The following is a 24,662-nucleotide window of genomic DNA, read 5'->3' as shown; positions in this document are numbered from 1 at the left end:
GGCCTCCGCGCTGACCTCGCCTCCGGAGTCGACCCCGGTCCCGCCGCCATCCACATATTCGCTCACCAGAGCCCTCCCGCCTCAGCCTCAGCGGCGGCGACACCGACGTCGACGACGACGGTGCGCCGTTTCCCGTCCCACTGCCAGCGCTGCACGTGCACGGCGTCGGTGCCTTCGAAACGGGTCAGCTGCGAGATGCCGAGCCCGGGAACTTCCGCGTAGCAGCCCCACTCGCGTTCGCTCGTCATCACGACGTCGAGGTCGAACTCGGCGAGCAGACCGAGGCAGCTCGCGCGCGAGTTGTCGTCGACGCCGGCGAAGGCCTCGTCGAGCATGATCATCCGCGGGGCGTGTGGGTTGGTCGCGGTGCGATAGTGCGAGGACGCCGCCGCGAACAGCGGGATGCTCGCGGCGAGCACCCGCTCGCCGCCCGACGCCGGGCCGGTCGCCGACTTCCAGGCGCCGCCCTGCTGCCGCTCGACCGTGAAGCGGTGCCAGCGGCGGTAGTCGAGCGCCTCGCCGAGGTGGTCGTACCAGTTGCCGGCCTCGTCGGCGTCACGCACTTCCGCGATCCGGGCCTGCAGGAAGCCTCCGAGCGCGGCCCGATCGGATTCGTCCCAGACATCCGCCGTCGTCGCGAGCAGGCGCCGGGCCTCGGTCAGCCCGGCCGGCCCGTCCGGGCGCGGTTTCCAGAGCACCCGCAGGATCATGCCCGTCGTGGTGGGCCTGGCACGAAGTTCCTCGTTGAGCTGAACGATCTGCCGGTCGGCGTCTCCGATCAGCTCGGACAGTTGCGCGCCGACCTCGGTCACGAGGTGTGACTGGATGATCTCGCGCTCCTTCGCGCTCAACAGCCGCAGGTGCTGCTCGATCTGCTCTCCGAGCTGCTCGCCGAGTTCCACGAGCAGCATCTCCCGTCCGCGGAAGGTCACGACCACGCGCACCCCGTCGTCGTTCGGATAGTAGGCTGCCTCGTGCCCGTGCCGGCCGAGCGAGCGTTGCAGGTCGGCGAACTCGGTGAACACCTGCGACTGCAGCCGGCTGTACTTCTCGTCGGAGGCGTCGACCTCGGGCAGCGCAGCCTCGATCGCGCGGGCGAGCTGCACCCCGCGGGTCACGGTCCAGTCGGTGTCTCCCCCGGCATCCGGTTCGACGACGGCCAGCGCGGCGAGGTCGGCCACTTGCACAAGGCCGAGCGCGGTCGTGCGCTGCAGTGCGGCGACGGCGGCGACCCGGTTCGCGGCCACGCGGTCCTGGTCCGCACGGATGCCGCGGAGCCGCTCCCCGAGACCGGCCTTCTTCTCGCCGTCCCGGCGAGCGCTCTCGCCCAGGCGGCGCAGCTCGGCACTGATCGACTTCAGCTCGGCGACCACGGCGGCGACCCGGTCCCGGTAACCCTGCACGTCGGCGCCGAGCTGCCCGCGCAGGGTCTCAAGGTAGCTGCGGCTGCGGGTACGTTCGCCGGCGGCGGACTCGACCTCGGCCAGGGTCCGGTCGTGGTCGTCGCTGGCGGCGGCGAGCAGGTCTTCGGCTCGCCCGATCCGACGCCCGGCGGATGCCCAGCGCTCGGCCGCGTGCCAGAGGCTCACGACCCTTCCTTCATAGTTCGACAGGGCGGAGCCGAGACCGCGGATCGCCTCCGGCTGGGTGGGGAGGTGCAGCGTGGCGGCATCCGCGGCGAGGTCAGCCTCCGCCTCGGCGAGCTCGCGGCGGGCCACGGCCGAGCGAAAGCGGGCCTCCTCGCGTTCGCTCGTGCGCTGGGCGACGTGGTCGGCGGCACGCTCCGAGGCCCGATCGGCTGTCTCGAGCGCGGTCGGATGCGGCACCGCCGCCTGCTCGTGTTCGATGACGGTGGACCGGGCGGCGATCCCGTCGAGGGCGGCGGCCAGGCCCTGGTGCTCCGCGGAGATCGTGTCGAGTTCGACTCGCGCCTCGCGCAGCCGGTGGGCGCGGGCCGCTTCGCGTGCACTCTCTCCGATGAACCGGGCCGTGTCGACGGACCAGGCGCCGAACGCCGAACCCAGGCGGTACCGGCCGGTGAGGCTCACCCATACCGCGGGCGAGTCGTCGCCGAAGCCGATCGCCGAGGAAGAAGTGCCGTCGGAGTGGGAGTCAGAATCGGCTCCGTTGTCGAAGTCGGGATCAGCGCCGCCGTCGGTTGTGTCCCCGCCGAGGCTGATGCCTCGCAACACCGCCTCGATCGTCTCCGCGGTCACGGCCGACCCCGCGGGCGGCTCAGCGACGAGTACCGACGCAAGCGTTCCGACGGATGCCGTTGCACGCGCCCCGCGCAACAGTAACTGCCCATTGCCGGGCAGGCGCAGGTCCCCGTCAGGCAGCACGAGCGAAGTGAGCAGCCCGCTGCCCTCAAGAGCGGCCTCGAGCCCGGCCCGCTGCTCCGCGCTGACCTCGTCTGTGAAGCTCACCGCGCGCCAGAGCGGAAGGGACCCCTCGGGCGCGGCGGTGCGGGTGTGCGGCAGGGTCGGCTCGACCGAGTCGCCCTGCTCGAGCCCGGAAATCTCGGTGCGGAGAGCCTCGCGCCTGATCGCGAGGTCGCCGAGCCGGTGCCGGAGGTCAGCGCGCTGCCGTTCCAGCTCGGCCTGCAGCCGCTGGGCGTCCCTGCGCAGCGCAGTGCTCGCGGGGTTCTCGCCCGTGCGCAGTCGCACCCAATCGGCGAAGGCGCCGAACGCGTCATCTGGAACGGCGAGCTCAGTGAGTCCGGCCAGCACGATCTCGACCTCGGAGACGTAAGCATCGACGGCGGCCTCGACCGCGGCATCCGCCACGGTGCGTTCGTCGGTCGCCTCCGCCAGCCGGGTCTCGGTCTCGGCTTCGCGCAGGTCCGCCGCGCCGAGGTGCCCTTCGGCCTGCTCCAGCACTGTGATCAGCGCAGAGACCCGGTCTAGGGATTCACGTAGTCGGGCACGCGGGCAGCGGTCGCGGTACGCTCGCGCTGGAGGGCCGCCTCGAAGCCGTCGAAGCCGCCGGATGCGTCGGCACGCCGTCCACCGCGCGCGACCGGCCAGCCGGACTCGTCCGGTACGAGCCCGAGCCCCGCCGAGTCGTGCTCGATCCCGGCACCCACGGCCGCAGCGACCGCCAAAACGCTGGCCTCACGGAAGCCGGTCGCGCCCGCCACGAATTCGGACCGGGCGTCCGTCGCCTCCGCATCGGCGCGAGTGAAGGCGGCATCCGCGCGCTGGAGGCCAGCCTCCGCAAGTGCCGCACGTTCCCCGGCTGCGGTCGCCGCGGCATCCGCCAGCTTGAGCAGTCGCTCGCTCTTGGCATGCACGCTGTCGCGCAGCGCTTCCTGCTCGGCCTCGCGAGTCCCCTGCTTGGTGCGCCGCTCCGTGGTGGCCGCGGCGTTGGCGTCGAGGGACTCCCGGAGCCGGTCGAGCTCCGCGGTCACCTCGAGGACCGCCCGCCCGTACTTGTCGAAGTCGGACTGCTCGCGGCGGGGGCCGACAGCCTGCCGCTTGAGCATCACCTGCGCATAGGCTCGGTAGTGCTGCAGGAACCCGTGCACCGCCTTCTGGGCGGCGGCAAGTTGCTGCACCTCGTCGCGTTCCTCGTCGAGTGAGCGCATTCCGTCGGCGACGGACTTGATCACGTCGTCGCTGACCGGGGTCAGCGCGCGGGTCAGCGCCTCGGACAGGGCGGCCTCGCTCGGTTTCTTGGAGAGCTGCGGCGCGCGAATCTGCAGCAGCAGCTCGATCAGTTCGGCGTAGCGCCGCTCGCCGAGGCCGAAGAGCTTCGCGTCGACAGCCTGCCGGTACTCGCCCTTGGTGTCGTAAACCCGCCCGCGGTCGCCGAGGGCCTCGGCGAGGCGGTCACGCCCGAGCGCGAGCCGGCTCGCGTCGATGAGGTCGAGGGTTTCCCCACGCGTTGCTCGGTCACGAAGAACCAATGCCGGGTGATACCGCGGCCGCGCGCCGCCTTGAGTCCCGCGCCGATCGTCACGTACTGCGCCCGGCCCGCCTCGTCGATGCGGCCGAACTCGAGCCAGCTGTAACCGAGGCGTTCACCGTTCGGGTGCTCGTCGCCGAGCAGCAGATTCCACTCCATGCGCTTCTGCCGGTCGCCGTCGGGTTCGACCCTCTGGGGCGAGAGGTCGCCGTCGAGAAGGAACGGCAGGGTCAGTGCGAGCACCTTGGACTTGCCCGCGCCGTTGTTGCCGCGCAGCAGCAGCCGGCCGTCGACGAACGGGAACTCCTCGTTGTCGTAGTAGAAGAGGTCGACGAGACCCAGTCGCTGCGGCTGCCAGCGCACGCTCGTCGGCACTGGCCGCGGGTCGGAACGGAATGGTGCAACTGTGTCCAGGGTCACGACTGTCGAGCTCCCATGATTGTCGGTGCAGCGAGGGCGTATCGGGCCAGGGCGGGCAGTACACGGATGCTTTCCCCGTCCCGGGCGACGAGCCGAAGGGCCAGGAGGCGGCCGAGAGCGGTCTCGACGAGGTCGGCCGCGTCGTCCGCCGCGCCCTTCCGCCAGAACTTGGCATAGTCGGGGGCGAGGGCGCGCACGTGCACGACGAGGTCGTCGACCAGGAGATCGGATTCCCCGCAGCGAGCCAGGAACTCGGCCAGGAGCAGGGTGACGTGTCCTTCGGTGCCCTTTTCGGGCATCCGCACGTCGCTGAGGTCGTCGTCAAAGTCGACCATGGCGATGCCCTCGAGTCGGATCTCGGCGACGAGCCCCGTGAACTCGGTGATGCGCCGGCAGATCGCGGCGCGCTGGCCGCGCAAGTAGGCGGTCTCGTCGTCGTCGAGCTCGTCGAGGTAGAGCACGGGGTCGTCGAGCAGGCGACGGGTGAGGCTGTGCCGCAGGCGTAGGTTGCGGAGGTCGGCGGTCGGAGCAGTGCCGCGGTCGCGCATGGCCGAGGTCCGCTCGGCGAGCGTGGTGGCGCCGATCGTCGACGGGCCGCGCCGGGTGACGAGGAGCTGGGAGAGCACCCGGCGGGATACGTCGTAGAGCGCGTCGCCGGTGTTCTGGACGAAGTCCGCCTCGTCGCCGGCGACCCGGGCGAGTACGCCCCATTCGAGCAGCAGCTGCACGGCCGCGACGAGGTCGCTCCGTTCCTCGCGGCTGCCGAGTTCGAAGACGAAGCCGGCCGCGACGAGTTCGGGCGCCGTCGCAACCACGAGAACCTGCTCGGCGAGGCGGCCGAGTGCGATCTGGCTGTCGCTGCGCTCGAGCACCGACAGGCTGAGCATCAGTAGCACGTAGCGGCGGCGCGAGAACGGCACCCCGCCGCGGCGGGCGGCGAACGGATGCGTCGCATCCGTCACCGACGCCGGTTCCCGGTCGAGCCGCACCACCTCGCTGTCGACGTGTAGCGTCCAGCCGGCATGGACGTCGAACCACTCCGCGAGGTCACCCGCGTGCCGCCGCACGAGCCGGTAGCGCTCCTCTTCAGTCGAGCGGATCAGGGGCGTGCGCAGCAGCATTCGGGCCGCCCGCTGCCGGTCGTCGACCGCCGAGACGCTCATGACACCTCCACAAACACGTCGACGTCTGCATCAGCATCCGAGTCGGCATCGGCGCGCGAGTGCGACGCGTGCGCCGGAGACCCAGCCTGAACGTCGCCGGCTTCCTCCGCGTCGGCGCGCCCGTGAGTTGAGCTTTCGGCCTCGGCATCGGCGGCATCAGCGGCGTGTGCGCCGGCCGGCCGGTCCTCGTCTTCCTCCATCAGGTCGGTGATACGCACGAGGTGGTCGGGACCCCAGAGCGTGCCGCGCTCGGTCTCGAGGGCGACGAAACCGGCATCCGGCAGCTCGGTCAGCTCGATGCTCATGGTGCCGTCGGTCGAGGCGGTGCGGATCGGCCCGCCCTCGGGCGGACGCGCGACGAGCGCGTCGCCGAGCAGGGTGAGGAAGAGGCCGAAGGCGGTGCTGTCGAGCCCGGCGAGCGCGCTCAGTTCGACCGTGCCATCGGTCGCGAGACGCTTCGCGCCGCGGCGATCTGCTCGGCTTGTTCGCGCACCTGCAGCGCGATCAGCGCCCGGGACGCCGAGCGGTCGATGACCTGGTTCGGCCGACCCTTGCGCTCGTAACTGCCCGTCCGGCGCAATTGCGGAGAGATTTCGATCGCGGGGGCATCCGCCCAGGGCGCTCCGACGAGCGCGGCGTTGTCGCTCCAGTGCGCCCAGGTCGCGGAGTCGACCGTGAGGTGCCGGGCCGAGTAGAGGCCGAAGGCGGCCCGGGCGAGCCGGTGACGGTCGTCGTCGTCGGGCGCCTCCTGGAACCACTGGGCGAGGCGCAGGTAGTCGGTGGACCGGTCGGAGCGGCCCGAGCGCCTCGCGTTGACGGCGCGCACGGCGTCGAGCAGGGCCGGGATCGCGGCGAGCGCGGCCATCCGCAGCAGTTTCGCCTGGCTGTCCCTGCCGTGGCTCGAGAGGAACCAAGACCGCAGCCCTTCCCAGCGGTTCGCCCAGACAGCGTAGTGACGCGCCGACTCGGCGAGGGCATCGGGCCCGACGGGATGCTCGGCATCTCCGGGATCGGGGACCTGCACGAGGGCGTCGCTTGCCTCTCGTTCGGCGAGCGCGCGGAGGGCGCGGTCGACCGCCGCGCTGTCGGCGCGGGCGAGCAGGGTCGCGATCTGCGGGCCGCGAACGGTGAGGTCCTGGATGAAGCGTTCGAGATAGTCGACGAGTCGCGACTTGTAGGCGACGAAGGCCGCCTCGTCGGTGTCGGTGAGGTCGATCGTGCGCTGGAGCGAGGCCATGAACGCGCTCGCGTTGTCGGCGAGTTCGGTGAAGCGCAGGGTGAGCGCGGCGAGGGTCTGGTGCAGCTTGCCGAGGTCCGGGGTTTCGGCGCCGATCAGCGTCACGAATTCGTGCAGGGTGACCGCGATGTCCTCGAGGGCAACGCTCTGCAGGGCGCCGCGGCGGCCGAGGGTCTCTTCGAACCGTTCGAGGGCGCGTTCGGCGGCCTCGCCCGCCTGGCTCAGCTGGAACAGATGGCGCTTGCGGTAGAAGTCCTCGACCTGCACGACGCGGCCGGTGTCGGGCGACGCGAGGAGGTTGCCCCAGCCGACGAGTGAGTCGAGGGCCGCGGTGACGGCCTCGATCGACAGGTCTTCTGGCACAGGGACGGTCGCACTGGTCGCACCCGCGGCCGGATTGGCGGCTGCGCCCGGGGTCGGTTCCGCGGCATCCACTGCAGCATCGCGACGCAGCTGGCCGAGCACGTCGTCGGGGCGCAGATGCACCTGGAACCGCTCCTTGGCCGTCACGAAGGTGCCGAGCACGCGGCGGTAGATCTCGCTGTTCTGCGCGTTGAGGTGGCTGAACACGCTGAACGACTCGGAAAACTGGACCTCGGCAGAAACGATGCTCACCTCCCCTGGACTCGACACGGTTCAGAACGACTCGACACGCCGCGCGGTGCGCACGACGGACCCCCATTCATCATGCAGCATTCCACCGACTTCAACAGTCGCGCCGCCGCCCCGGGCGAGACAAGTCGGCGATTTCACCTCACGAGAGTCGGTTGACAGAGATGACACCGAAGCTAGGCTTGGTTGACAGAGATGACAGCCGACGACTCACCGGGAGGGCTCACGATGACACCCGACGCCGAAGCGCAGACACCCCCCGGGGAGCGCCACTCCCGCACGCTGATGCTCACCGACTACCAGGCCGAGCTTCTGACCGAGATTGCGAAACGTCTTCCCGACCGTCTCGAAGCATCCGTCGCCGGTAACGCTCGCACCGTGGCGGAACGCATGGTCGCCACGATCCCCGGGACAAGCATCTGGCAGGAGAAGATCGGTCCCTTCTATGAGGCCTCGGCGATCGCTAAGTGGAAGGGCGTCAGCCGCCAGCACGTCCACAAGCTGAGGAACCAGGGCGTGCTGCTCGCAGTACAGACGGCGGATGCGAAGTCGCTCCTGTTCCCGGCATGGCAGTTCGGCCCCGGCGGTGAACCCCTTCCCCACCTGAGGCCAGTGATCGACGCATTGCTCCCCGCCGCACGTGACGAATGGTCGCAGGCGCTCTGGCTCAACGTGAAGACACCCCGATTCGGCGGTCGCTCTGCGGCGGACCTGTTGAAGTCGAACGAGCTGGGACCGGTTCTCGACGCCGCGCGAAACGATGCCGCTCGGCTTGCGCCGTGAGCCGGGAGGCGACTTTTCAGGCCAATCCCCTTCCGGGCCGCGACTTCACCGGCTTCCCGGCAGTACATACTCGGGGAGCCGAACGGAAATACCGCTCCCACCCGATCGGGCGTGGAGCCTGGTTCTTCGCGTCGGCGCCCGGCGGCCCGGGCGGGGGTCGCTTCGATCTGGCCCCACCACTCGGCACCTGTTATCTCGCCGACACCGTGGCCGTTGCTGTCCGCGAGCGTTTGGGACCCAGCTACGCTGCATCCGGCATGGTGCCCCGCTGGGCCGCCGAGGAATTCCAGGTCACTGAGCTCGACCTCAGCGCGGGCAAGAAGTGTGCCGACGTGGCCGCGGCGGACGCCGCCACGTTCGGTGTCACCCGTGAGTTGAGCACGATGGACAGCTACGGCGTTCCGCAACAGTGGGCGGCCCTGTTCGAGTCGCTCGGCTTCGACGGCATACGGTACCCCGCACGATTCAGCACCGGCTACTCGCCTGATGCCTGGGCCGTGTTCGGAGCTGCCGGGCCACGATCGTGGCCAACTTATGCAGTCGTCGACGGGGTCGCCGCCTCTGAATCGAGCGGCTTCTCCGTCTACTCGCCGCCCGCATCCGCCGCAGGTTTGAGCGTGAGCCTTCCGCCCGGCGTGACCTAGAGTGCCGCGGCGCACCGTCGGAGATTCTCGCGACACGCCGCGTATCCGGGCAGCGGATGCCGCGAGTCGCGTAAAATCTCCGACATAACGTTCCGCGAGACCCGGTTCAGTCCTGCGGGTCCGCGCCCTTCCGCTTTCGGAACGCGATCATGTTCATCCGGCTGCCGCAGCGCGCACTGCAGAAACGCTTGGACCCGTTACGCGAGAGGTCGAGGATCAGGCCGGCGCAGTCATCCGCTTCGCAGATGCGCAGCCGCCGCATCTCGTCCATCCGGATCACGTCCATCAGGGCGAGCGAAGCCTCCACGCGCAGGCGTTCGCCGAGCGGCGCATCGGGCGTGGTCGCGTGCAGGTGCCAGTCGGATGCGTCGTGCCGGGCGAGGTACGGCAGGGCCCTGGCCTCGGCGAGCATGGCATTGACCTGGAGCGCCGCGGTGTCGCGGTCGCGGGTCCAGACGAGCCGCACCTCGTCACGGGCGCGCAGCACGTCGAGCCGCTCGCCCTCGTCGCCGTCGATACGGCCGGAGAAGGGATACCCGGCGAGGAAGTCCGCGAGCTGTTCGAGGGTGGCGAGCTCATCCGTGCCGCTGCGGGAGGCCGCGGGATCGGTGTTGCCGAGGTCAACCGCGAACTCGAGCGACTCCACGGTGTCATGGGCAAACTGCATGTTGACTCCTAACCCGACCATCGCCTAACGTTATGGTCATACCGAATAGTAGACCGTAACGCTGCGCGCGCAGCAGAGCGCGCGACAGAAGCCGGAAGCAGAGCCGGCAGCAGAAGGAGCCCCATGAAGATCTCGTCGCCCTCCGCGGGTCTCGTCGTGGCGGTCATCGGCTCGCTCTCCTTCGGCACCTCCGGCGCGTTCATCAAGCCCTTGCTCGAGGCCGGCTGGTCCCCGGGCGCCGCCGTCACCGCACGCGTGCTCGTCGGCGGGCTCGTGCTGCTGCCACTCGCCCTGGTCTCCCTGCGCGGATCCTGGCCCGCCCTGTTGCGGGCACGGTGGCGCGTGCTCGCGATGGCCCTCGCCGGCGTCTCGGCCACCCAGTTCTTCTACTTCGCCGCGATCCAGACCATTCCGGTCGCCACGGCCGCGCTCATCGAACTCCTCGCGCCGCTGCTCCTGGTCGGCGTCGTGTGGGTGATGACCCGGCGCATCCCGCACGCCCTGGTTCTGGTCGGGTCGCTGTTCGCCGTCGGCGGGCTTGTGCTCGTGGTCGGCCCCGGCGCGATTCGCGCGGTCGACCCGCTCGGCCTCGCCTTCGCCGCCTGTGCCATGGTCGGCTGCGCGATCTACTTCGTGATCGCCGCCCGCCCGAGCGACGGGTTGCCTCCGGTGGGGTTCGCGGCCGCGGGGCTCGTGCTCGGCGGCCTCGTGCTCGGCGGGTTGGGCGTCACCGGCGTTCTCCCCTCTCCGCGACGTTCGGCCCGGTGCCGCTCGCGGGCACCGCCCTGCCGTGGTGGGTGCCGCTCGTCATCGTCGCGGTCGTCAGCACCGCGCTCGCCTACGTCGCCGGCATCACCTCGGCCGAAGCCCTCGGGTCGCGGCTCGCCTCCTTCGTCTCACTGCTCGAGGTCGTCTTCGCGGCCCTGTTCGCTTGGTTGCTGCTCGGCGAACAGCTCACGCCCCTCCAGCTCCTCGGCGGCGCGCTCATCCTCGGCGGCATCGCGGCCGTGCGTGCGGCCGGCTCCGAAACCGCCGTTCCCGCCACGCTCGAACCGCTCATCCCGGTACCCCTCATGGCCGACGCCGGGGTCGTGGAGCCGGCGACGGCCCGCGAATACCAAGGCTGACGAGCACCTGCCAGCGGATGCCGCCCGTCGCCGCACGTATCCGGCTCACCTGCCGCGCCGCATCCGTTCACCCCACGCCCGCACCCCGTTCACCCCACACCCGCGCCGGTTTCGGCAGCCCGCGCCCGCCTGACCCCGCACCCGCGCCGGTTTCGGCAAACCGCGCCCGCCGTTTCGGGCGCGCCGTGCCGAAACGGGCGCGGCGCGATCGGATGCCGCCCGTCGCCGCACGTATCCGGCTCACCGGTCGCGCCGCATCCGTTCACCCCACGCCCGCGCCGGTTTCGGCAGCCCGCGCCCGCCGTTTCGGGCGCGGGCTGCCGAAAGGGGCGCAGGCACCGCCCGGCAGGCCTAGAGTTCCTGCCGCCGGAAGGCGGCGACCGCGAGCGCGACCAGGGCGGCGGCCAGCAGCAGCGCCGTGCACACCGGCCAGAACGTTTCGACCGACTTGCCGAGCGCGAGCGACGTCGGCACGCCCGTCAGCGCCGCCGGTGAATAGGTGCCGAGGGGCGTCCACAGTGCGGCGATCGACACGAGCGCATACGCGCCCAGCCCGGCACCGGCGGCCCCGGCCGTGGGGCTGATCACCACGGAGAGCAGCGTCATCAGGGCGACGAACAGGATGCCGAACACCAGCCAGGCGAGCGACGCCGACCAGAGCGCCCCGCCGGGCGCCTCCCCGAACACGATCGCCGTCCCGCCCCAGGTGACGAGCGTGCCCGCGACTACGAGCATCGCGAGGAACGCCGAATGCACGGTCGCCTTGGCGAGGATGAACGCGCCGCGCGACACCGGTTTGGTGAGCACGAGCACCGCGGTGCCGCTGCGTCGCTCCGAGGAGACGATGCCGCCGTAGACGATGATCAGCGCGAACAGCACGATCTGGGACAGGTTCTTGATCCAGCCCGTGTAGGCGTCGGCATACGTCGGGTCCGGGAGCGTGAACTGCCCGAGCTGGTCGCCCGCGACCGCTCGCAGGATCTCCGGCGTGAACCGGGCCATCACCGGGCCGGTCAGCGCGAAGAACAGCACGATGCCCGGGAGCACCCAGAGTCGCCAGGTCCGCACGATCTCGAGGACCTCCTTGCGCGCGAACGCTGCGAATCCCCTCATCGGGTCCCCCTCCGACCAGGCTGACGAAGACGTCCTCGAGGCCGAGCTCACCGGCATCCATGCGGCACAAGCCGACGTGCCGGCCGGCGACGAGCACCGGGATGGCCCGGCGGGCGGCGTCCATGTCGGTGACGGTGATTTCGAGGGCGCCGGTGGGCCCCACGGCAACGGATGTCGCCCACGGCTCGCGGGAGATGTCTTCCGCGAGGCCGCCCGCGGCATCCGTGACCTCGAGGATCACCTTGCGTTCGGCGTACCGGGAGGTGAGCTCCTGGATCGGCCCGTGCGCGACCACGCGACCGTGGTCGAGAATGGCGACGGTGTCGCAGACCCGCTCGACGTCGGCGAGGATATGCGTCGAGAAGAATACGGTGGTCCGCCCGCGCAGCGAGCTGAGCATCTCGAGCACGTCGCGGCGTCCCATCGGGTCGAGGGCGCTCGTCGGCTCGTCGAGGAGGAGCAGCTGGGGCGCGTTGATCAGCGCCTGGGCGACCCCGAGCCGTTGCTTCATGCCGCGGGAGTACCCGCCGATCGCGGTGGTCACGTCGGTCAGTCCGGCGAGTCCGAGAAGCATGCCGACACGTTCATCCAGGGTGCGCCGGTCGATCGCGAAGAGCCGGCCGACGAACCGGAGGAATTCCTCGGCGGTCATCCAGTCGTAGAAGCCGGGCACGTCGGGCAGGAAGCCGATCCGAGCGCGGATCGAGTCGTCGACCGCCGTGACGTCGCGGCCGAGGATCTGCACGCCGCCGCTCGTCGGCCGGGCGAGGCCGGTCAGCATCCGGAGCAGCGTCGTCTTGCCGGCTCCGTTCGGGCCGAGGAACCCGAAGATCGAGCCTTCCTCGACCTCGAGGTCGACGTTGTCGAGCGCGCGGTGCTCGCCGTAGGTCTTGGTCAGGCCGCTGGTGCGGATCGCGAGACTCATCGCGGGCCGGCTTCACTCCGTGGCTCGGTGCCCGGCTGCCCGGCGGCGTCGTTGCGTGACCCGTACAAGGAGTCGGCAACCGCGTCGGGGCTGATCGAGGGCGGCCGGGGCGCCGACGCTGCCGCGTCCAGCACGGCGGGCTTCCGGCCCACGACCAGGTAGAGGATGGCGCCGAGCAGGTTGGCGAGCAGGATCACGGCCAGCCACACCCACTTGTTGCCGGTGAGAACCCGCTCGGCAGGCCGCCGGTACAGGTCGACGAGCGCGATGACGTCGAGGGTGACCTGCACGACCCCCATCACCGCGATGACGATCCACACCCACCCGGGGAGTGACGACAAAGGCATATTCATGACACGGAACCCTTCTTCGAGGCCGACGCGAAGTCGCGGCGCTGTTCGGCGGCGCGACCACTCCGGGAAACACCCACGAGCAACCCCAACGGCAGCACGAGCACGAGGAACAGCCCGACCCAGGTCGGCCACATTCCGGCGCCGCCCTGCACCGCGAAGATGGTCTGCACGAGGCAGACGAGCGCGACGAGCGCAAGCGCAAGACTCCCGGCGGATGCGGCGACCCGACTCCACGCCCCACGCCGGGCCAGGTGCACCCAGGCCGCGGCGAGCAGCGGCAGCAGCACGAACCCGCTCAGGAGCAGAAGGTTGGCGGTGCGGCTCGAGTAGCCGTCCGGCTCGCCGGTGAGTCCCCAGTGCGAGGGGACGGTTTCGGGCAGACCGGCCCAGGTCGCGGCCGCGAGGGCGGCGAACGCGACCCCGGCGAGGATCGGTGCAGCGAGCGTCGCCGTGACCACCCACGCGGGCGCCTCGGCGAACGGCTCGTCCTCGTCGTCCGGCCGGATCAGGTGCGCCCGCACGGCGAGCGCGGCGAAGTTGACCGTCCAGCCGATGCCGAGCGCCTTCGGCACGAGGATGTTCGGGTCAGTCGGGTCCCACGACCGGCTCGCGAAGCGCTCCGACGTGGGCTGCCGGGTGTCGTAGGGGACGCCGAGGAACCGGCCCGCCCGGTGGGTGCGCGGCAGTCCCCCGGTGGTGAGGTCCCGGGGGTCGCGAGCGGCGGCATCCGTGCCCCCGTCGTGGTCGATGCCGGAGTCGACACCATGGTCGGTGTCGAAGTTTGAATCGGAGTCGGAGTCGGGATCGTCGGCCGCATAGGCGCCCGCGAGCTCCTCGGGCTCGCCCAGCTCGGCGAGCACCCGGCGCACCGCGTCGTCGCTGCGATCGGTCCCGTCGAGGCGATGCTCGACGTGGGCTAGCAGCTCGGCGAGGGAGTCCGCGTCGATGTCGATGCGCAGTCGCGCCGCGGCGGCGCCCAGGTGGTCGAAGTAGGCGTCGACCAGCGCGGTTGCCCCGGCGGGCGGGAGCCCGTCGCCGGGCAGCGCTTCGGAGTGGTCACGCATGGGTCGCGTCCTTTCCCAGGAGGTCGGTCATGTCGGCGCTCATCGCGGTCCAGACCTTCGTCATCGCGACGAAGGCCCGCTCGCCCGCGGGCGACAGCCGGTAGTACTTGCGCGGCGGGCCGACGGGCGATTCCTGCCACTCCGAGGTGATCAGGCCGGTCTTCTTCAGCCGATTCAGCAGCGGGTACGCGGTGCCGGCGCTGATGGCGAGGCCCGGGTACTGGACGAGCCGGTCGACGATCTCGGCGCCGTAGGCCTCGCCCCGGTGCAGCAGGGCGAGCACGGCGAGCTCGACCACGCCCTTGCGCAGTTGAGACGGAATCGCCTCGCCCTCGATCGCCATGGTCCCGCCTCGCGTCCTGTACCGTGTCACACCCGGTTGCTTGTTATGCCAACTACAAGGTAACACACGTTACCGCCGCGAGCGGATGCCGGCCGACAGCTGGGTCTCGACGCCCGGCGGATGCGACCACTCCCGCCGGCCTCGCCCTGCGCCCCTAGCTCTCCGGGTCGTACCCGAACGCGCGGAGCTCCTGCGCGCACCGGCAGGCCACCGCGATCCTCCGCGCCCACTCGACCGCGTCCTCCCGGGTCGGCAGCTCCAGCACGGTGAACCCGCCCGTGAGGTCGGAGCCCGGATAGAGCTCAGCGCTCACCGACCCATCGGCGGCAACGAGCACCGGAGCGACGCCCTCGTCGATCCCCCCGCCGAAGACCCAGACGCCGGCCGCCTTCGCCTCAGCGACCACGGCATGGGAGTCGACGACAGCGACCGGGAACTCCTCGTCGGTGACCACCATCGCGCTGCTCGGGAACGAGATGAGGTACTTGGTCATGAATCGGCCACCTCATCGGCGTCGTCCAGCCGGAAGCCGACCTTGAGCGTCACCTGGAAGTGGTGGATCACGCCGTCCTCCACATGCCCGCGGGTGCCCACCACCTCGAACCAGTCCACGTTGCGCAGCGTACGGGTCGCGCGCTCGAGTCCGCTGCGGATGGCCGCATCCGTTCCGTCCGGCGACGTCCCGACAATCTCCGTGACGCGGTACGTGTGATTCGTCATCGCTTGTTCCCTCCACCTTCGTGCCGAACCCGCGGCGTCCTCGCCTCGGGTTCTCCGACCATAGCCCGCGAGCAACGAGCCTTCAACGGCGTGGCCACGGGCATCCCCCGACGCCACCGCGAACGCACCCGACCCACACCACGCACGCCCGGCAAGTCCACGAGCGCCGCGTCGTGCGGAGCATCGGCCCGGGTGTTCAGATACTCGACACTCTCCGCGACCGGCTGTTCGTGCGCTCTAGCATCGGTCTCGATAGTTCGGACCGAGGCGTGACGGGTTGTTCTGGCGCCCAGACCGCAGCGGATCCACCGAGTGAGGCATCGAGAGAGGCAACGACCATGCGCGAAGAAATCTACTGGCTAGTGACCTGCGACGTGAAGCCGGGCAAGTTCCAGGACTTCACCGAAGCAATCGAGCCGCTCGTGGCAGCGACGAAGGCCGAAGAGGGCTCGCTCATCTACGGCTACAGCGTCAACGACGACGAGACCCTGGTGCACATTCTTGAAATGTATCGAGACTCAGCGGCTGTCGTCAGCCACGTCACGACGGTCTTCCCCCAGTTCGCCGAGCGCTTCCTCGACGGCGTCGACATCACGGGCTTCGTCGTGTTCGGCACACCGGATGCCGCGGCGAAGGAAATCCTCGACGGCTTCGGCTCGACCTACATGCGACCCTTCTCGGGTTTCACGCGCAAGGAGTCGCTCGTCAGCTAGCCACGGGTCATGGCCTTCGCCAGTGACTCCCGGCACAATGGAGGTGAGATGAGCGGCTCCCACGCCGACTCTTACCGCGTCCTCACCTCCGGCGCCTACGGGCACCGCGCCAGCGAGTCCACCGGAGAGAGCCCGGCCTAGGCGCGGGCCAGGGTCTTCACGAATCCGAGAATGGCCGCCGCGGTGATGTCCGGCTGCTGGGCCTGAGGGTAGTGGCCGGCCTCGGCGACCATCACGACCGAGCCGTGGAGGGCATCCGCTACGAAACGGGCCTCAGTGGCGGGGTCCTTGAAGTCGGGGTCCTTGTCGCCCATGATGACGAGCGTGGGGGCGGTCACCGCGCTGAGCTTCGCCTCGGCGGGGTCGTGGGTGGTCTGCTGGGTGGTGAGTGAGAAGGCCTTGCCGTACGGCTTGCGCGTCAGGCTGGCGATGACCGCCGTGCGATACTCCACGAAATCGTCGGGCTTCCGGCCGGCGTAGAGGGTGGGCATATAGCTCTTCCACATGGGCGCGATCCAGAGCGGGGCCATCATCACGCGGAACAGCCCGCGAGTGAACACGTTCGTCGGCGGGTTCCGCACGAAGGGGCCGACCAGGACCAGACCGTCGACCTGGGCGGGATGCTCCGCGGCGACGATCACGGCGGCCCCGGCGGCCAGGGAGTTACCGACGATCACCGCCGGCCGGCCGAGCTGTGCGATCAGGGCCTGGATGTCGCTCGCGGTTTCGATGTCTCCGTAGCCGGAGAAGGTGGTGTCGCTGTCGCCGTGCCCACGGAGGTCGGTGGTGACCACCGTGTAGCCGGCGCCGACGAGCGCCGGGGTCAGGAAGCGATAGGAGGACCGCAACTCACCCATGCCGGGCACGAGTACGAGAAGTGGTCCGGCGCCCTGGAGGTCATAGGCGATGCGCCCCTCGGGGCGGGCGAGGTACTGAGTCGACGAGGCAGAAGCTGCAGTGGAGGAGGTCATGCAGCTACTATGCATCCCCTTTTGGCTAGTGTCAATAGCCAGATTAGAAAAGTGGATGCTTCACCCAGGCCGATCAGGACCACGTCGCCAGCACGCGGGGTTGGCTATTGACACTAGCCAGAAAGAAAGTCATCCTTAGCCCCATGGAAACAGCATCCGCTTTCGCTCGACGACGCCTCAGCGCCAGGACTGGAGCACGTACCCGTGCCTAGGGTCGGGCTCACCCGCGACCGGGTTGCGGAAGAGGCGGCCGTGATGGCCGATGAAGTCGGTCTCAACTCGCTCACCCTCGCCGCACTGGCCACCCGTCTCGGCGTTCGGCAGCCGTCGCTCTACAAGCACATCGATTCGATGGCCGGCCTCCACCGCGACATCGCCGTGCACGCCAAACGCGACATGGGCGAGGTGCTCGCGCGGGCATCCGTCGGTCGCTCTGGTCCCGACGCCATTTCCGCCATGTCCCGGGCGTATCGCCAGTGGGCGCTGCAGCACCCCGCCCGGTATGAGGCCGCCAACCGGATGCCCGCCCCGGGCGACCTCGATGACGAAGCCGTGTCGCTCGCGGTCATTCAGCTGATCACCGATGTACTCACCGCGTACCACCTCGAGGGCGACGACGCCATCGACGCGATCCGCGCCTTCCGCTCCACCCTGCACGGGTTCATCTCCTTCGAAACCGCGGGGTCCTTCGCCATGAGCGCAGACATCAACCGGAGCTTCGAACGCCTGATCCACGGCTTCATCGTCGCCCTCACCCAGTGGACCGACACCACCACTCCGCAGCCCGACCGGTAAACCGTTCATATAACCGCCGCTCACTCCCTGCAAACGCACTGATTCGGCGTCATTCGACCACGCAGACAGCATCCTTAAAGCGTTCCAATTGAACGTAAAACTGCACGGCATTCCGTTTCCCTGCAAGCTCCTCCGCGGCAGCTTCGTTTAGCCCCTTCACCTGCAGCAGACCGCCAACTTCTGGCGAGAGTGAAGCAATGTTGTTGAGAAGGGTAACGAGGGATTCGTCGTCGGGCGGCTTCCCTGCGGTGGACAGGTCAATCGCCGTCTGGCACGACACGGCAAGGGCGTTGTCTCGAGCGTTACTCGGTTCCTTCACCCACTCAGCCCAACTCCGCAACAGATCATCGCTGGATACCGCAGCGGTCGAACGCGCCTTGGCGAGTTGCTCTACCTCTGGCGCAGAGCGTCCCAGGCCGCTTGCGACGTACTCGAGTAATTGGCTACCCGTTCGCGCAGTGCCACCGCTACATCCAGTGAGGGACGCCAAAAGGATGAGGGCAGTTCCTCCCCCAATTGTTCCCCGGACGATTCGGCGTCGTCCCCGCCCCGCTATGTCAAGACTCGAGTGTGTCTTCATCGAGATTGCCTTCCATCCAGTGGTGAAGAACTTCCTTGCTCTGGCGCCGCCTGGCGCGATCATCGCGTTCCCCAACTAGACGTTGGACTCCCTCGCAAGCGGTGTCAAGGCACCTGAGGCCCCCCCGCCCAGACAAGCGCCGAAACGATCACCTGACTGGCGACCAGGTCGGGCACTGACGCACGAATGTCTGCCACACCCACGACAGTCGGCTCAGGTTCATTCTCGCCAGCTTTCAGCACGCACAGCCGGCCGTTGCCCCGCACTCAAGCCGCTGAACCTAAGAGGCCGGAACTCATCATCGAGTCTCTCCTCAACGTAATCTGGCCCGTGAAGCCGCACGTCGGGTCCCATCCTGCCCAGCGGCACGCCAGCACGCTGCAAGCCCGAATCAACCGAGCTCGCCGGCACACCGTGCGCGCGACCTGAGAGACTGAATACCATCATGAGGACTCTCCTGAACATCATCTGGTTCGTGCTCTCGGGCTTCTGGCTGTTCCTCGGCTACATGCTGGCCGCGCTCATCATGTTCGTGCTCATCATCACCATCCCCTGGGGAATCGCCGCCGCCCGCATCGGCGTCTACGCGCTCTGGCCGTTCGGCAAGACCGTCGTCTCCACGCCGAACGCGGGTCTCGGGTCATTCCTCGGCAACGTGCTCTGGGTGGTGCTGGTCGGCTGGTGGATCGCCCTGACCCACCTCACCACCGGCATCGCGCTCTGCATCACGATCATCGGCATCCCGATGGGAATCGCCAACTTCAAACTCATCCCGGTCGCTCTCCTGCCGCTCGGCAAGGAGATCGTCGACCTGCCGTAGGCGATCGTCGGGACTCGGGGCCGACACACCACCGGCGCCGAGCCACAAGTCACTCCACGAGAGGTTGATTAGCACCTTCTCGACGACTCCGCTCTCGACCAGAGCATCGGCGGCCGCCGTGTGCGCGTGGTCAGTTTGCGGTGCAGCGGCCGCCCCTTCTCCTCCCCACCGCGAGGGTGCGCCCCGATCACGAACATGCCGATAAGCTCAGCCTGTATCTAGGCTTGGGGGAGCGGATGTCGGCAGGCGGATCGGCATGGAGCGAAGCGACGCGGCAACTGGCGCTCTCGAAGCGCACGCGCTCGCCGCTGAATCCTCACGGGCCAAGGCCGCCAACTACTTCGCCGCCGCCGACAGCGAAAAACGCATCGCCCACGTTCTCGCCCCCTCGCCGCGGCTGGCTACCACTTCCTGCCCGATCGTCAGTGGCCTGGCAGCCGTCGTGCTCAGGTCGACATGGTCGTCGTCGGGCCGGGCGGCCTGTTCATCGTGGACACCAAGGCATGGAAGGACCCGATCATCGCCGCGGGCCGGGTATTTCGAGGTCAAGCCGATGTCACCGACGAGTTCGACGGTCTGGCCGATCTCGCCTGGAAGACGGAAGCGGCTCTGGCTGAGATCGGCCTCGCCCCGGGCGAGGTGCGACCTGTGGTCGTTTTCGCCGGGCACAAAGGCGTCAGCGCGTCGGTCGGCGGAGTCGAGATTGTCGGTGAAGGTGACATCGTGCGCCACATCGCACGCCGAGGGCAGCGACTGACCGCGTCCGCCGTCGAGCAGGTGTTGGCCGCCGCGATCACGTGCTTTCCCTTGATCGGCGCGCCGGCACCGGTCGATGTGACCCTGCCCGAACCGATCATCGGCCCGGAACCAGTTCTCGATCTGGACCATCTCCCGAGCGAAAGCGACATCGAGGCCGCGATCCTCGAGGGACTCCTTGCCCCTCCGATGGAGGAGTGGATGACGTTCCTGCATCCCGACCAGGCCAAGTTGGTGCGCCGTAGTTTCAACGGGCCCTCTCGCATCCGCGGGGCCGCCGGCACCGGCAAGACTGTCGTGGGGCTGCACCGTGCCGCGTACCTGGCACGCTCCAAGGCGGACGCCCGCGTGCTCGTGACCACATACGTGCGCACTCTGCCCGATGTTCTGAGCAACCTGCTCGGCCGCATGGCCCCGGATGTCGCGGGTCGCGTGGAGTTCAGCGGCGTGCACCAATTCGCCCGCAAGGTGCTCGACGAGCGCGGCATCGACGTGCGCGTCAACCGCAAGCTGGCCGGTCAGTCATTCGAGGAGGCCTACAAGCAGACCTGTGGCCCGCTGACGAAAATCGACACGAACTCCCGTTACTGGCGGGAGGAGCTCGACAATGTGATCAAGGGCCGCGGTCTCACCACCTTCGACGAGTACGCCGACTGTGCCCGCATCGGCCGGCGCCGCCGCCTCACGCTCGACCAGCGCCGCTCGGTCTGGGAGCTCTACCAGTGCTACGAATCGCTGCTGCGCACTCGCGAAGTGCACGACGACGCTGACCTGATCCTGCTCGCCGAAGCGGCTCTGCGCGCCAAGCCGATGGTCGGGTACACCGCCGTCATTGTCGATGAGGCGCAGGACCTGTCGTGCGCCATGATCCGCATGCTCGCTTCCGTGGCCGGTGACGGTGCGGACGCCTTCACCCTGATCGGCGACGGCCAACAGACCATCTACCCCGGCGGCTACACCCTCGCCGAGGCCGGCCTCTCTGTCGCCGGCCGCGGAGTCGTCATGGACGTGAACTACCGCAACACTGCCGAGGTCCTCGCCCTGGCGGTCCGCGTCGTCGACGGTGCCAGCTACGTCGACATCGAAGGCACCGCAGCCAGCGCCGCCGCGATCACATCGCCGCGACACGGCGAACGTCCCCTCTTCGACCGGGCGCGCACCCGAACCGAGCACGACGGCAAACTGGTGCAGCATGTCCGCCGGGCCACGCAGAGCGTGAGTGTGGGCTGGGGTGACGTGGGGGTGCTCTGCTTCACCACTCGACAGGTGAGTGACACTTTGATGCTTCTGCGCACCGCGGGAATTCCCGTTGTCGAACTCACGAAATATGACGGTAGCCAGACGGATGCCGTGAAGGTCGGCACGATCAAGCGCGCCAAGGGGCTCGAGTTCAAGCAGGTGCTGCTGCCTTGGATTGCCGAACGCCTGATGTTCCCCGGCGTCATCGGAGCTGGATGGACCGATTCGCAGATCGAACGCGACGAGCGCGACCGCCGCGAACTGTTCGTGGGTATCACCCGAGCTCGCGACGGCGTGTGGGTCGGCTGCATCGCGGCGCAGGGCTCGTCTGCGTGAACATCCCGGCGAACCTGACAGGATTGCTGCAGAACAATGCGCCCGAATCACGTCGATACCCTCCGTGCAGAGCAACACCAACAGGTAGCGCACAAGGATATTGAAGTACTGGGGCACGTCGATCGACCCGTCTAGGCCGTTCAAGACCGTGACCGGTGCTGCTAGACATAGATCATGTACTCTCCCGAGGAACAGCTGATCATCCGCGAAGACGTGTTTCGTTGGCTAGATGAAAAAGTGGGACAGGGCGCATACGAGCTCACCCGGGACGAGTTGACCGGGTACCACTTCGGCGTTACCCCAATTCCACTTCTGGACCGCGGCCGGGGCATCCGAAATCCGCGTGACTTTGACGCCACCCTGACGATCATGACGGGCGTCAAAGGCGTCTATGACGACGTCACCAGCCCGGACGGTTTCGTGCACTACGCCTACCAATCGCGAGAGGGAGGTGACAACGTGAAACTTAGACGAGCGCTCGATCAGCGAGTACCACTGGTGTATTTCGAGGGAGTACGCCCCGGCGTATTCGTCGCACACTACCCCGCATATGTCGTCGCTGACGATGAGGTCAATCGCACATTCCTGATTGCGCTTGAAGAGTCGATGCGCTTCTTCGGCGACCCTTTGCACATGACAGGGGACGAGCGACGGTATGCCGAACGAGCGGTGCGCCAGAGACTTCATCAACCCGCGTTTCGTGCCCGTATCATGCACGCCTATGCCAGTACGTGCGCGGTGTGTCAGCTCAAGCATGCAGAGCTACTTGACGCTGCTCACATTGTTGAAGATTCCGATATCGCGGGCCTCGCCGTGGTGACCAACGGGATGGCGCTCTGCAAGATCCACCATGCCTCCTACGATCGCAATCTGATGGGCATCACCCCCGACTATGAGGTGAGGATCAATGGTGCACTGCTTGATGAGGTAGACGGTCCGATGCTCCGATACGGGCTACAGAACATGCATGGGAGGTCACTGGTGCTGCCGGGCCGCGCCAAAGATCGGCCGTCGCGGGACGGATTGGCACTCCGCTGGGAGAAGTTCGTTGCCTGAGATCATTCTGCGAGCGAAACCGGCAGGTCCAACGACTCGAGGGCGTTCTGGAGCCTAGTGGTGACATCGATACAATCGCTCAGGGCCGCGAGACCCGTAAGTGAAAGCGTGACTATCTCGCCGTTAACCCATGAGGCCTTGCCCGCCCTCGCGCTCACGACCTCAGACGGCACTTCGAAAGCCCCGAGAACCCCATAGGATTCCGCCGCAATCGCAACGAACACTGCTGCGTCGAAGTCCCAGGAGCGGAAGACGGAGAACTGTATAGGTTTGGACCGCGCACTCGCGGCAATCACGCGGGACTTCACCTGGAGAAGACGGCCATCAGCAGCCCGCACATCCCAGCTCTTTTCACTATTCGGCGCCAATTCACCCCGGTAGGCGCGGGCAGTAAGAGTCTCCGCCAAATCGCCTGCGGGCGCATTGAGAGTGCGAATGACACCTCGGGCGCGCAGCTCACCGAGAATGCCCGCATACTGCTGGAGAAGCTCCTGTGAGGTGAGATTTGACGCGTGAAACTCGTCCCGATTCATGGTTTCCAATTTAGGTCTTTGAGAGTCCTTCGACGACGAGCAATGAGCGGTGTCACCTCTCGCTGGGGTCCCAGGCCGGACAGTGCGCGATGCAGATGAGGAGGAGGAATCCCGAATGCCACTGGCGCCTGAGACCCTGAACTACTTCCGACCGGGAGCGCCACGGCCTGGAGGCACACGATGACCATCCACAGTGAGACCGCACTGTTCCGCGTGACCGATAACTCGGCGACGTCACCGGTGATCCTGCACTCACCCCACGGCGGTCGGGCCATCCCTGCGGAATACCTGTACTCCTACGTCATCTCCCCTGCCGAGTTGGAGGCGGAGAAAGACATCATGACCGACCACTTCACGGACGTTCTGGTCGAGTCGGTCACCGGTGCGAGCGCGGTCATCAACGGGCTGTCCCGCTTCGCCGTCGACGTGGAGAGGTTCCCAGGCGACAGCGAAGAGATGAACGCGGTGGGCATGGGCGTGCTCTACACGCACGGATCTCGCCGCCAGTTAATTCGCCGCGTGACCGCTGGCGACCGAGAACCACTGCTCGCTTACTTCGCCGAGTACTCGGCCCGCTTCACCGCGCTCGTCGACGTCACTCTGGCGCTCCACGGGCGGGCTGTGATCATCGACGTGCATTCCTACCCCGAGCATGAACTGCCCTATGAGCTGCACGGCGGCGGGTTTCGCGCACCGCTCTGCGTAGGATCGGACCCATTCCACGCATCCGCCGCCCTGCTCGGCGCGGTTGCCGAAAGCTTCTCCGGCCTCGAGACTCGGGCGAACACGCCCTTCGCCGGCGCCTACGTGCCGCTCACGCACTACCAAACGGATGCGCGGGTCAGCTCGGTCATGCTCGAGATCCGTCGAGACGTGTACCTGAACGAGGCCACGCTGGAGCTGAAGCCTACGGGCTTCGCCTCCCTCCAGGAGTCGCTGCAGGCTCTGGTGGACCGGCTGCATTTCTAGTCAGGTAAGGCCTTGGGGCGCCATGCGCGCTTCGTGTGCGGCAGCCCTCGACCCCACTGCGGGGGAAATTTCGCCAGGCAAGCCAGCCACATGCCACTGGTCTTCGTTGACCTGATAGGCATGAATCGTGTACCAAACCTCAAACGCTGAGCGGATCGAGGACGGTACACCTATTCGCAAGGAGACCCCGTGACCGCGCCCGAAGCCGGATGGTACAACGACCCGAACGACACTCAGCAATTGAGATGGTGGAACGGTGTCAGCTGGTCAGAGCAACAACGCGACCGGATGCCGGCCCCCGTTCCCCCGCCCACTCCAGCGGAGGCACCAGCCCCGCCCATCGTGTACGCACCGGCGCCATACGTGCCGATGGCCAACCGCGGCCAGGGCGGCGGCACCCAGTTTCAATCACAGCCGAATCGGACGGAGAGGGATCGCATCGTCCGGCGGACCAATTCGTTCGCCTACACGGGCGCCGTCCTGTCCCTTGTCGGCATGCTCATCAACCCGTTCGGCATCCTCAGCGTTCTTGGAATCGTGTTTTCCTCGATCGGCCTGGCGCGAGCGAACGAATTGAGCGGTTCCAATCGGATCACGGGCCGGGGTACCGCGATCCTCGGCCTTGTCGTGGGCATTGTCGGGATCACCTTCATCGCCTACCGATTGATCAGTTAGACACCGGCTTCCACGAAGACCCAGGCGCCGTGAGGTGTCGCAGATCGACCTTCGCCGCCTGCGAACATCGATGTGCGACACCTCACGAGCGTGGAGCAGCGAGCGAATGAGTTGCCGGGGTGCAAGGCGGCCGACAGTCCAG

General features: G+C 68.1%; 25 protein-coding genes and 4 pseudogenes. 13 read left to right on the top strand and 16 right to left on the bottom strand.

All coding sequences use genetic code 11. The features are described 5' to 3' along the window. Positions 1–62: 62 nt before the first annotated feature. The 5 genes from RGU41_RS01655 to RGU41_RS01635 form a co-directional block, all read right to left on the bottom strand. Positions 63–2,879, bottom strand: a complete 2,817-nt coding sequence (locus RGU41_RS01655; RefSeq protein WP_322135332.1) for a TIGR02680 family protein — start codon at positions 2,877–2,879, stop codon at positions 63–65. 23 nt (positions 2,880–2,902) lie between these two features. Then, positions 2,903–3,907 carry a hypothetical protein gene (locus RGU41_RS01650; protein WP_322135331.1) on the bottom strand — a complete coding sequence of 335 codons (1,005 nt, stop codon included), beginning with the start codon at positions 3,905–3,907 and terminating at the stop codon, positions 2,903–2,905. 415 nt (positions 3,908–4,322) lie between these two features. Beyond that, positions 4,323–5,489 carry a TIGR02678 family protein gene (locus tag RGU41_RS01645; protein WP_281535586.1) on the bottom strand — a complete coding sequence of 389 codons (1,167 nt, stop codon included), beginning with the start codon at positions 5,487–5,489 and terminating at the stop codon, positions 4,323–4,325. Next, positions 5,486–5,794 carry a hypothetical protein gene (locus RGU41_RS01640; protein WP_322135330.1) on the bottom strand — a complete coding sequence of 103 codons (309 nt, stop codon included), beginning with the start codon at positions 5,792–5,794 and terminating at the stop codon, positions 5,486–5,488. The genes RGU41_RS01645 and RGU41_RS01640 overlap by 4 nt, the downstream gene beginning before the upstream one ends. Before the next feature lie 119 nt (positions 5,795–5,913). After that, on the bottom strand, positions 5,914–7,341 hold the full coding sequence (locus RGU41_RS01635; protein WP_322135329.1) for a TIGR02677 family protein: 1,428 nt from the start codon (positions 7,339–7,341) through the stop codon (positions 5,914–5,916). A gap of 192 nt (positions 7,342–7,533) precedes the next feature. Here RGU41_RS01635 and RGU41_RS01630 point away from each other — a divergent pair, with 192 nt between their 5' ends. Continuing rightward, positions 7,534–8,121, top strand: a complete 588-nt coding sequence (locus RGU41_RS01630) for a hypothetical protein (RefSeq protein ID WP_322135328.1) — start codon at positions 7,534–7,536, stop codon at positions 8,119–8,121. Beyond that, positions 8,118–8,765, top strand: a complete 648-nt coding sequence (locus tag RGU41_RS01625) for an RES domain-containing protein (RefSeq protein WP_281535589.1) — start codon at positions 8,118–8,120, stop codon at positions 8,763–8,765. The genes RGU41_RS01630 and RGU41_RS01625 overlap by 4 nt, the downstream gene beginning before the upstream one ends. 106 nt (positions 8,766–8,871) lie before the next feature. Here the strand turns inward: RGU41_RS01625 and RGU41_RS01620 are convergent, their stop codons facing one another. Continuing rightward, entirely contained in the window at positions 8,872–9,432 is a 561-nt protein-coding gene (locus RGU41_RS01620; protein WP_322135327.1) for a CGNR zinc finger domain-containing protein, read from the bottom strand. A 123-nt stretch (positions 9,433–9,555) separates the two neighbouring features. Between RGU41_RS01620 and RGU41_RS01615 the strand changes: the two are divergent. Both RGU41_RS01615 and RGU41_RS01610 read left to right on the top strand, forming a co-directional pair. Next, positions 9,556–9,924, top strand: a pseudogene (locus RGU41_RS01615) (EamA family transporter); the annotation flags it as partial. Beyond that, entirely contained in the window at positions 9,903–10,559 is a 657-nt protein-coding gene (locus RGU41_RS01610) for a DMT family transporter (protein ID WP_322137277.1), read from the top strand. The pseudogene RGU41_RS01615 and the gene RGU41_RS01610, both read left to right, overlap by 22 nt. Positions 10,560–10,910: 351 nt before the next feature. Here RGU41_RS01610 and RGU41_RS01605 read toward each other — a convergent pair whose 3' ends face one another. From RGU41_RS01605 to RGU41_RS01575, 7 genes and pseudogenes are all read right to left on the bottom strand, one after another. Then, positions 10,911–11,672 carry an ABC transporter permease gene (locus RGU41_RS01605; RefSeq protein WP_322135326.1) on the bottom strand — a complete coding sequence of 254 codons (762 nt, stop codon included), beginning with the start codon at positions 11,670–11,672 and terminating at the stop codon, positions 10,911–10,913. Positions 11,673–12,081: 409 nt separating this feature from the next. Next, a pseudogene (locus RGU41_RS20675) lies at positions 12,082–12,597 on the bottom strand (ABC transporter ATP-binding protein); the annotation flags it as partial. Then, positions 12,594–12,896: a PLD nuclease N-terminal domain-containing protein gene (locus RGU41_RS20670; protein WP_416173175.1), complete on the bottom strand. Its 303-nt coding sequence runs from the start codon at positions 12,894–12,896 to the stop codon at positions 12,594–12,596. The gene RGU41_RS20670 and the pseudogene RGU41_RS20675, both read right to left, overlap by 4 nt. A 50-nt stretch (positions 12,897–12,946) precedes the next feature. Further along, positions 12,947–14,014: a DUF1648 domain-containing protein gene (locus RGU41_RS01590; RefSeq protein WP_322135324.1), complete on the bottom strand. Its 1,068-nt coding sequence runs from the start codon at positions 14,012–14,014 to the stop codon at positions 12,947–12,949. Further along, positions 14,007–14,357: a PadR family transcriptional regulator gene (locus RGU41_RS01585; RefSeq protein ID WP_134445969.1), complete on the bottom strand. Its 351-nt coding sequence runs from the start codon at positions 14,355–14,357 to the stop codon at positions 14,007–14,009. The genes RGU41_RS01590 and RGU41_RS01585 overlap by 8 nt, the downstream gene beginning before the upstream one ends. Before the next feature lie 154 nt (positions 14,358–14,511). Next, a complete protein-coding gene (locus tag RGU41_RS01580; protein ID WP_322135323.1) occupies positions 14,512–14,850 on the bottom strand; it encodes a transcription initiation protein in 339 nt (112 codons plus the stop codon). Further along, complete coding sequence (locus RGU41_RS01575; protein WP_134445971.1) at positions 14,847–15,077, bottom strand: dodecin; 231 nt, start codon at positions 15,075–15,077, stop codon at positions 14,847–14,849. Before RGU41_RS01575 ends, RGU41_RS01580 begins: the two co-directional genes overlap by 4 nt. Before the next feature lie 338 nt (positions 15,078–15,415). Here RGU41_RS01575 and RGU41_RS01570 point away from each other — a divergent pair, with 338 nt between their 5' ends. Next, positions 15,416–15,790 (top strand): putative quinol monooxygenase, encoded by a 375-nt coding sequence (locus RGU41_RS01570; RefSeq protein ID WP_322135322.1) that lies wholly within the window; start codon positions 15,416–15,418, stop codon positions 15,788–15,790. A gap of 137 nt (positions 15,791–15,927) precedes the next feature. Here the strand turns inward: RGU41_RS01570 and RGU41_RS01565 are convergent, their stop codons facing one another. Next, positions 15,928–16,761, bottom strand: a complete 834-nt coding sequence (locus RGU41_RS01565; protein ID WP_322135321.1) for an alpha/beta hydrolase — start codon at positions 16,759–16,761, stop codon at positions 15,928–15,930. 204 nt (positions 16,762–16,965) lie between these two features. On the opposite strand from RGU41_RS01565, the gene RGU41_RS01560 reads away from it, so the two are divergent. Continuing rightward, positions 16,966–17,556: a TetR/AcrR family transcriptional regulator gene (locus RGU41_RS01560; RefSeq protein WP_322135320.1), complete on the top strand. Its 591-nt coding sequence runs from the start codon at positions 16,966–16,968 to the stop codon at positions 17,554–17,556. Positions 17,557–17,605: 49 nt separating this feature from the next. Here RGU41_RS01560 and RGU41_RS01555 read toward each other — a convergent pair whose 3' ends face one another. Next, positions 17,606–17,875, bottom strand: a complete 270-nt coding sequence (locus RGU41_RS01555) for a hypothetical protein (RefSeq protein ID WP_322135319.1) — start codon at positions 17,873–17,875, stop codon at positions 17,606–17,608. A 706-nt stretch (positions 17,876–18,581) separates the two neighbouring features. Between RGU41_RS01555 and RGU41_RS01550 the strand changes: the two genes are divergently transcribed. The 4 genes and pseudogenes from RGU41_RS01550 (at position 18,582) to RGU41_RS01535 (ending at position 22,343) form a co-directional block, all read left to right on the top strand. Further along, positions 18,582–18,956 carry a YccF domain-containing protein gene (locus RGU41_RS01550; RefSeq protein WP_134535734.1) on the top strand — a complete coding sequence of 125 codons (375 nt, stop codon included), beginning with the start codon at positions 18,582–18,584 and terminating at the stop codon, positions 18,954–18,956. A 312-nt stretch (positions 18,957–19,268) separates the two neighbouring features. Beyond that, positions 19,269–19,556: pseudogene (locus RGU41_RS20665) on the top strand (nuclease-related domain-containing protein); the annotation flags it as partial. A 357-nt stretch (positions 19,557–19,913) separates the two neighbouring features. Next, a complete protein-coding gene (locus tag RGU41_RS01540; RefSeq protein ID WP_322135317.1) occupies positions 19,914–21,287 on the top strand; it encodes a UvrD-helicase domain-containing protein in 1,374 nt (457 codons plus the stop codon). Between the two features lie 174 nt (positions 21,288–21,461). Continuing rightward, positions 21,462–22,343: an HNH endonuclease gene (locus RGU41_RS01535; RefSeq protein ID WP_322135316.1), complete on the top strand. Its 882-nt coding sequence runs from the start codon at positions 21,462–21,464 to the stop codon at positions 22,341–22,343. 2 nt (positions 22,344–22,345) lie between these two features. Here the strand turns inward: RGU41_RS01535 and RGU41_RS01530 are convergent, their stop codons facing one another. Beyond that, positions 22,346–22,876 (bottom strand): DUF6998 domain-containing protein, encoded by a 531-nt coding sequence (locus RGU41_RS01530; RefSeq protein WP_322135315.1) that lies wholly within the window; start codon positions 22,874–22,876, stop codon positions 22,346–22,348. A gap of 180 nt (positions 22,877–23,056) precedes the next feature. Between RGU41_RS01530 and RGU41_RS01525 the strand changes: the two genes are divergently transcribed. From RGU41_RS01525 to RGU41_RS01520, 3 genes and pseudogenes are all read left to right on the top strand, one after another. Beyond that, positions 23,057–23,845: an N-formylglutamate amidohydrolase gene (locus RGU41_RS01525; RefSeq protein WP_322135314.1), complete on the top strand. Its 789-nt coding sequence runs from the start codon at positions 23,057–23,059 to the stop codon at positions 23,843–23,845. 189 nt (positions 23,846–24,034) lie between these two features. After that, positions 24,035–24,136 (top strand): annotated as a pseudogene (locus RGU41_RS20660) (DUF2510 domain-containing protein); the annotation flags it as partial. Between the two features lie 72 nt (positions 24,137–24,208). Continuing rightward, positions 24,209–24,520 carry a hypothetical protein gene (locus tag RGU41_RS01520; protein ID WP_322135313.1) on the top strand — a complete coding sequence of 104 codons (312 nt, stop codon included), beginning with the start codon at positions 24,209–24,211 and terminating at the stop codon, positions 24,518–24,520. Positions 24,521–24,662: the final 142 nt, after the last annotated feature.

Source organism: Cryobacterium sp. 10C3 (assembly GCF_034314285.1).
GTDB lineage: Bacteria > Actinomycetota > Actinomycetes > Actinomycetales > Microbacteriaceae > Cryobacterium > Cryobacterium glucosi.
This window is presented reverse-complemented; position numbering and strand designations above follow the sequence as displayed.

What these genes read in the sequence shown, in the direction of transcription:
- RGU41_RS01630 (WP_322135328.1), top strand. Translation starts at nt 7,534, where the DNA reads ATGACAGCCGACGACTCACCGGGAGGGCTCACGATGACACCCGACGCC.
- RGU41_RS01580 (WP_322135323.1), bottom strand. Translation starts at nt 14,850, where the DNA reads ATGACCAAGTACCTCATCTCGTTCCCGAGCAGCGCGATGGTGGTCACC.
- RGU41_RS01570 (WP_322135322.1), top strand. Translation starts at nt 15,416, where the DNA reads ATGCGCGAAGAAATCTACTGGCTAGTGACCTGCGACGTGAAGCCGGGC.
- RGU41_RS01585 (WP_134445969.1), bottom strand. Translation starts at nt 14,357, where the DNA reads ATGGCGATCGAGGGCGAGGCGATTCCGTCTCAACTGCGCAAGGGCGTG.
- RGU41_RS01620 (WP_322135327.1), bottom strand. Translation starts at nt 9,432, where the DNA reads ATGCAGTTTGCCCATGACACCGTGGAGTCGCTCGAGTTCGCGGTTGAC.
- RGU41_RS01540 (WP_322135317.1), top strand. Translation starts at nt 19,914, where the DNA reads ATGACGTTCCTGCATCCCGACCAGGCCAAGTTGGTGCGCCGTAGTTTC.
- RGU41_RS01525 (WP_322135314.1), top strand. Translation starts at nt 23,057, where the DNA reads ATGACCATCCACAGTGAGACCGCACTGTTCCGCGTGACCGATAACTCG.
- RGU41_RS01550 (WP_134535734.1), top strand. Translation starts at nt 18,582, where the DNA reads ATGAGGACTCTCCTGAACATCATCTGGTTCGTGCTCTCGGGCTTCTGG.
- RGU41_RS01590 (WP_322135324.1), bottom strand. Translation starts at nt 14,014, where the DNA reads ATGCGTGACCACTCCGAAGCGCTGCCCGGCGACGGGCTCCCGCCCGCC.
- RGU41_RS01575 (WP_134445971.1), bottom strand. Translation starts at nt 15,077, where the DNA reads ATGACGAATCACACGTACCGCGTCACGGAGATTGTCGGGACGTCGCCG.
- RGU41_RS01565 (WP_322135321.1), bottom strand. Translation starts at nt 16,761, where the DNA reads ATGACCTCCTCCACTGCAGCTTCTGCCTCGTCGACTCAGTACCTCGCC.
- RGU41_RS01605 (WP_322135326.1), bottom strand. Translation starts at nt 11,672, where the DNA reads ATGAGGGGATTCGCAGCGTTCGCGCGCAAGGAGGTCCTCGAGATCGTG.
- RGU41_RS01645 (WP_281535586.1), bottom strand. Translation starts at nt 5,489, where the DNA reads ATGAGCGTCTCGGCGGTCGACGACCGGCAGCGGGCGGCCCGAATGCTG.
- RGU41_RS01530 (WP_322135315.1), bottom strand. Translation starts at nt 22,876, where the DNA reads ATGAATCGGGACGAGTTTCACGCGTCAAATCTCACCTCACAGGAGCTT.
- RGU41_RS01535 (WP_322135316.1), top strand. Translation starts at nt 21,462, where the DNA reads ATGTACTCTCCCGAGGAACAGCTGATCATCCGCGAAGACGTGTTTCGT.
- RGU41_RS20670 (WP_416173175.1), bottom strand. Translation starts at nt 12,896, where the DNA reads ATGGGGGTCGTGCAGGTCACCCTCGACGTCATCGCGCTCGTCGACCTG.
- RGU41_RS01640 (WP_322135330.1), bottom strand. Translation starts at nt 5,794, where the DNA reads ATGAGCATCGAGCTGACCGAGCTGCCGGATGCCGGTTTCGTCGCCCTC.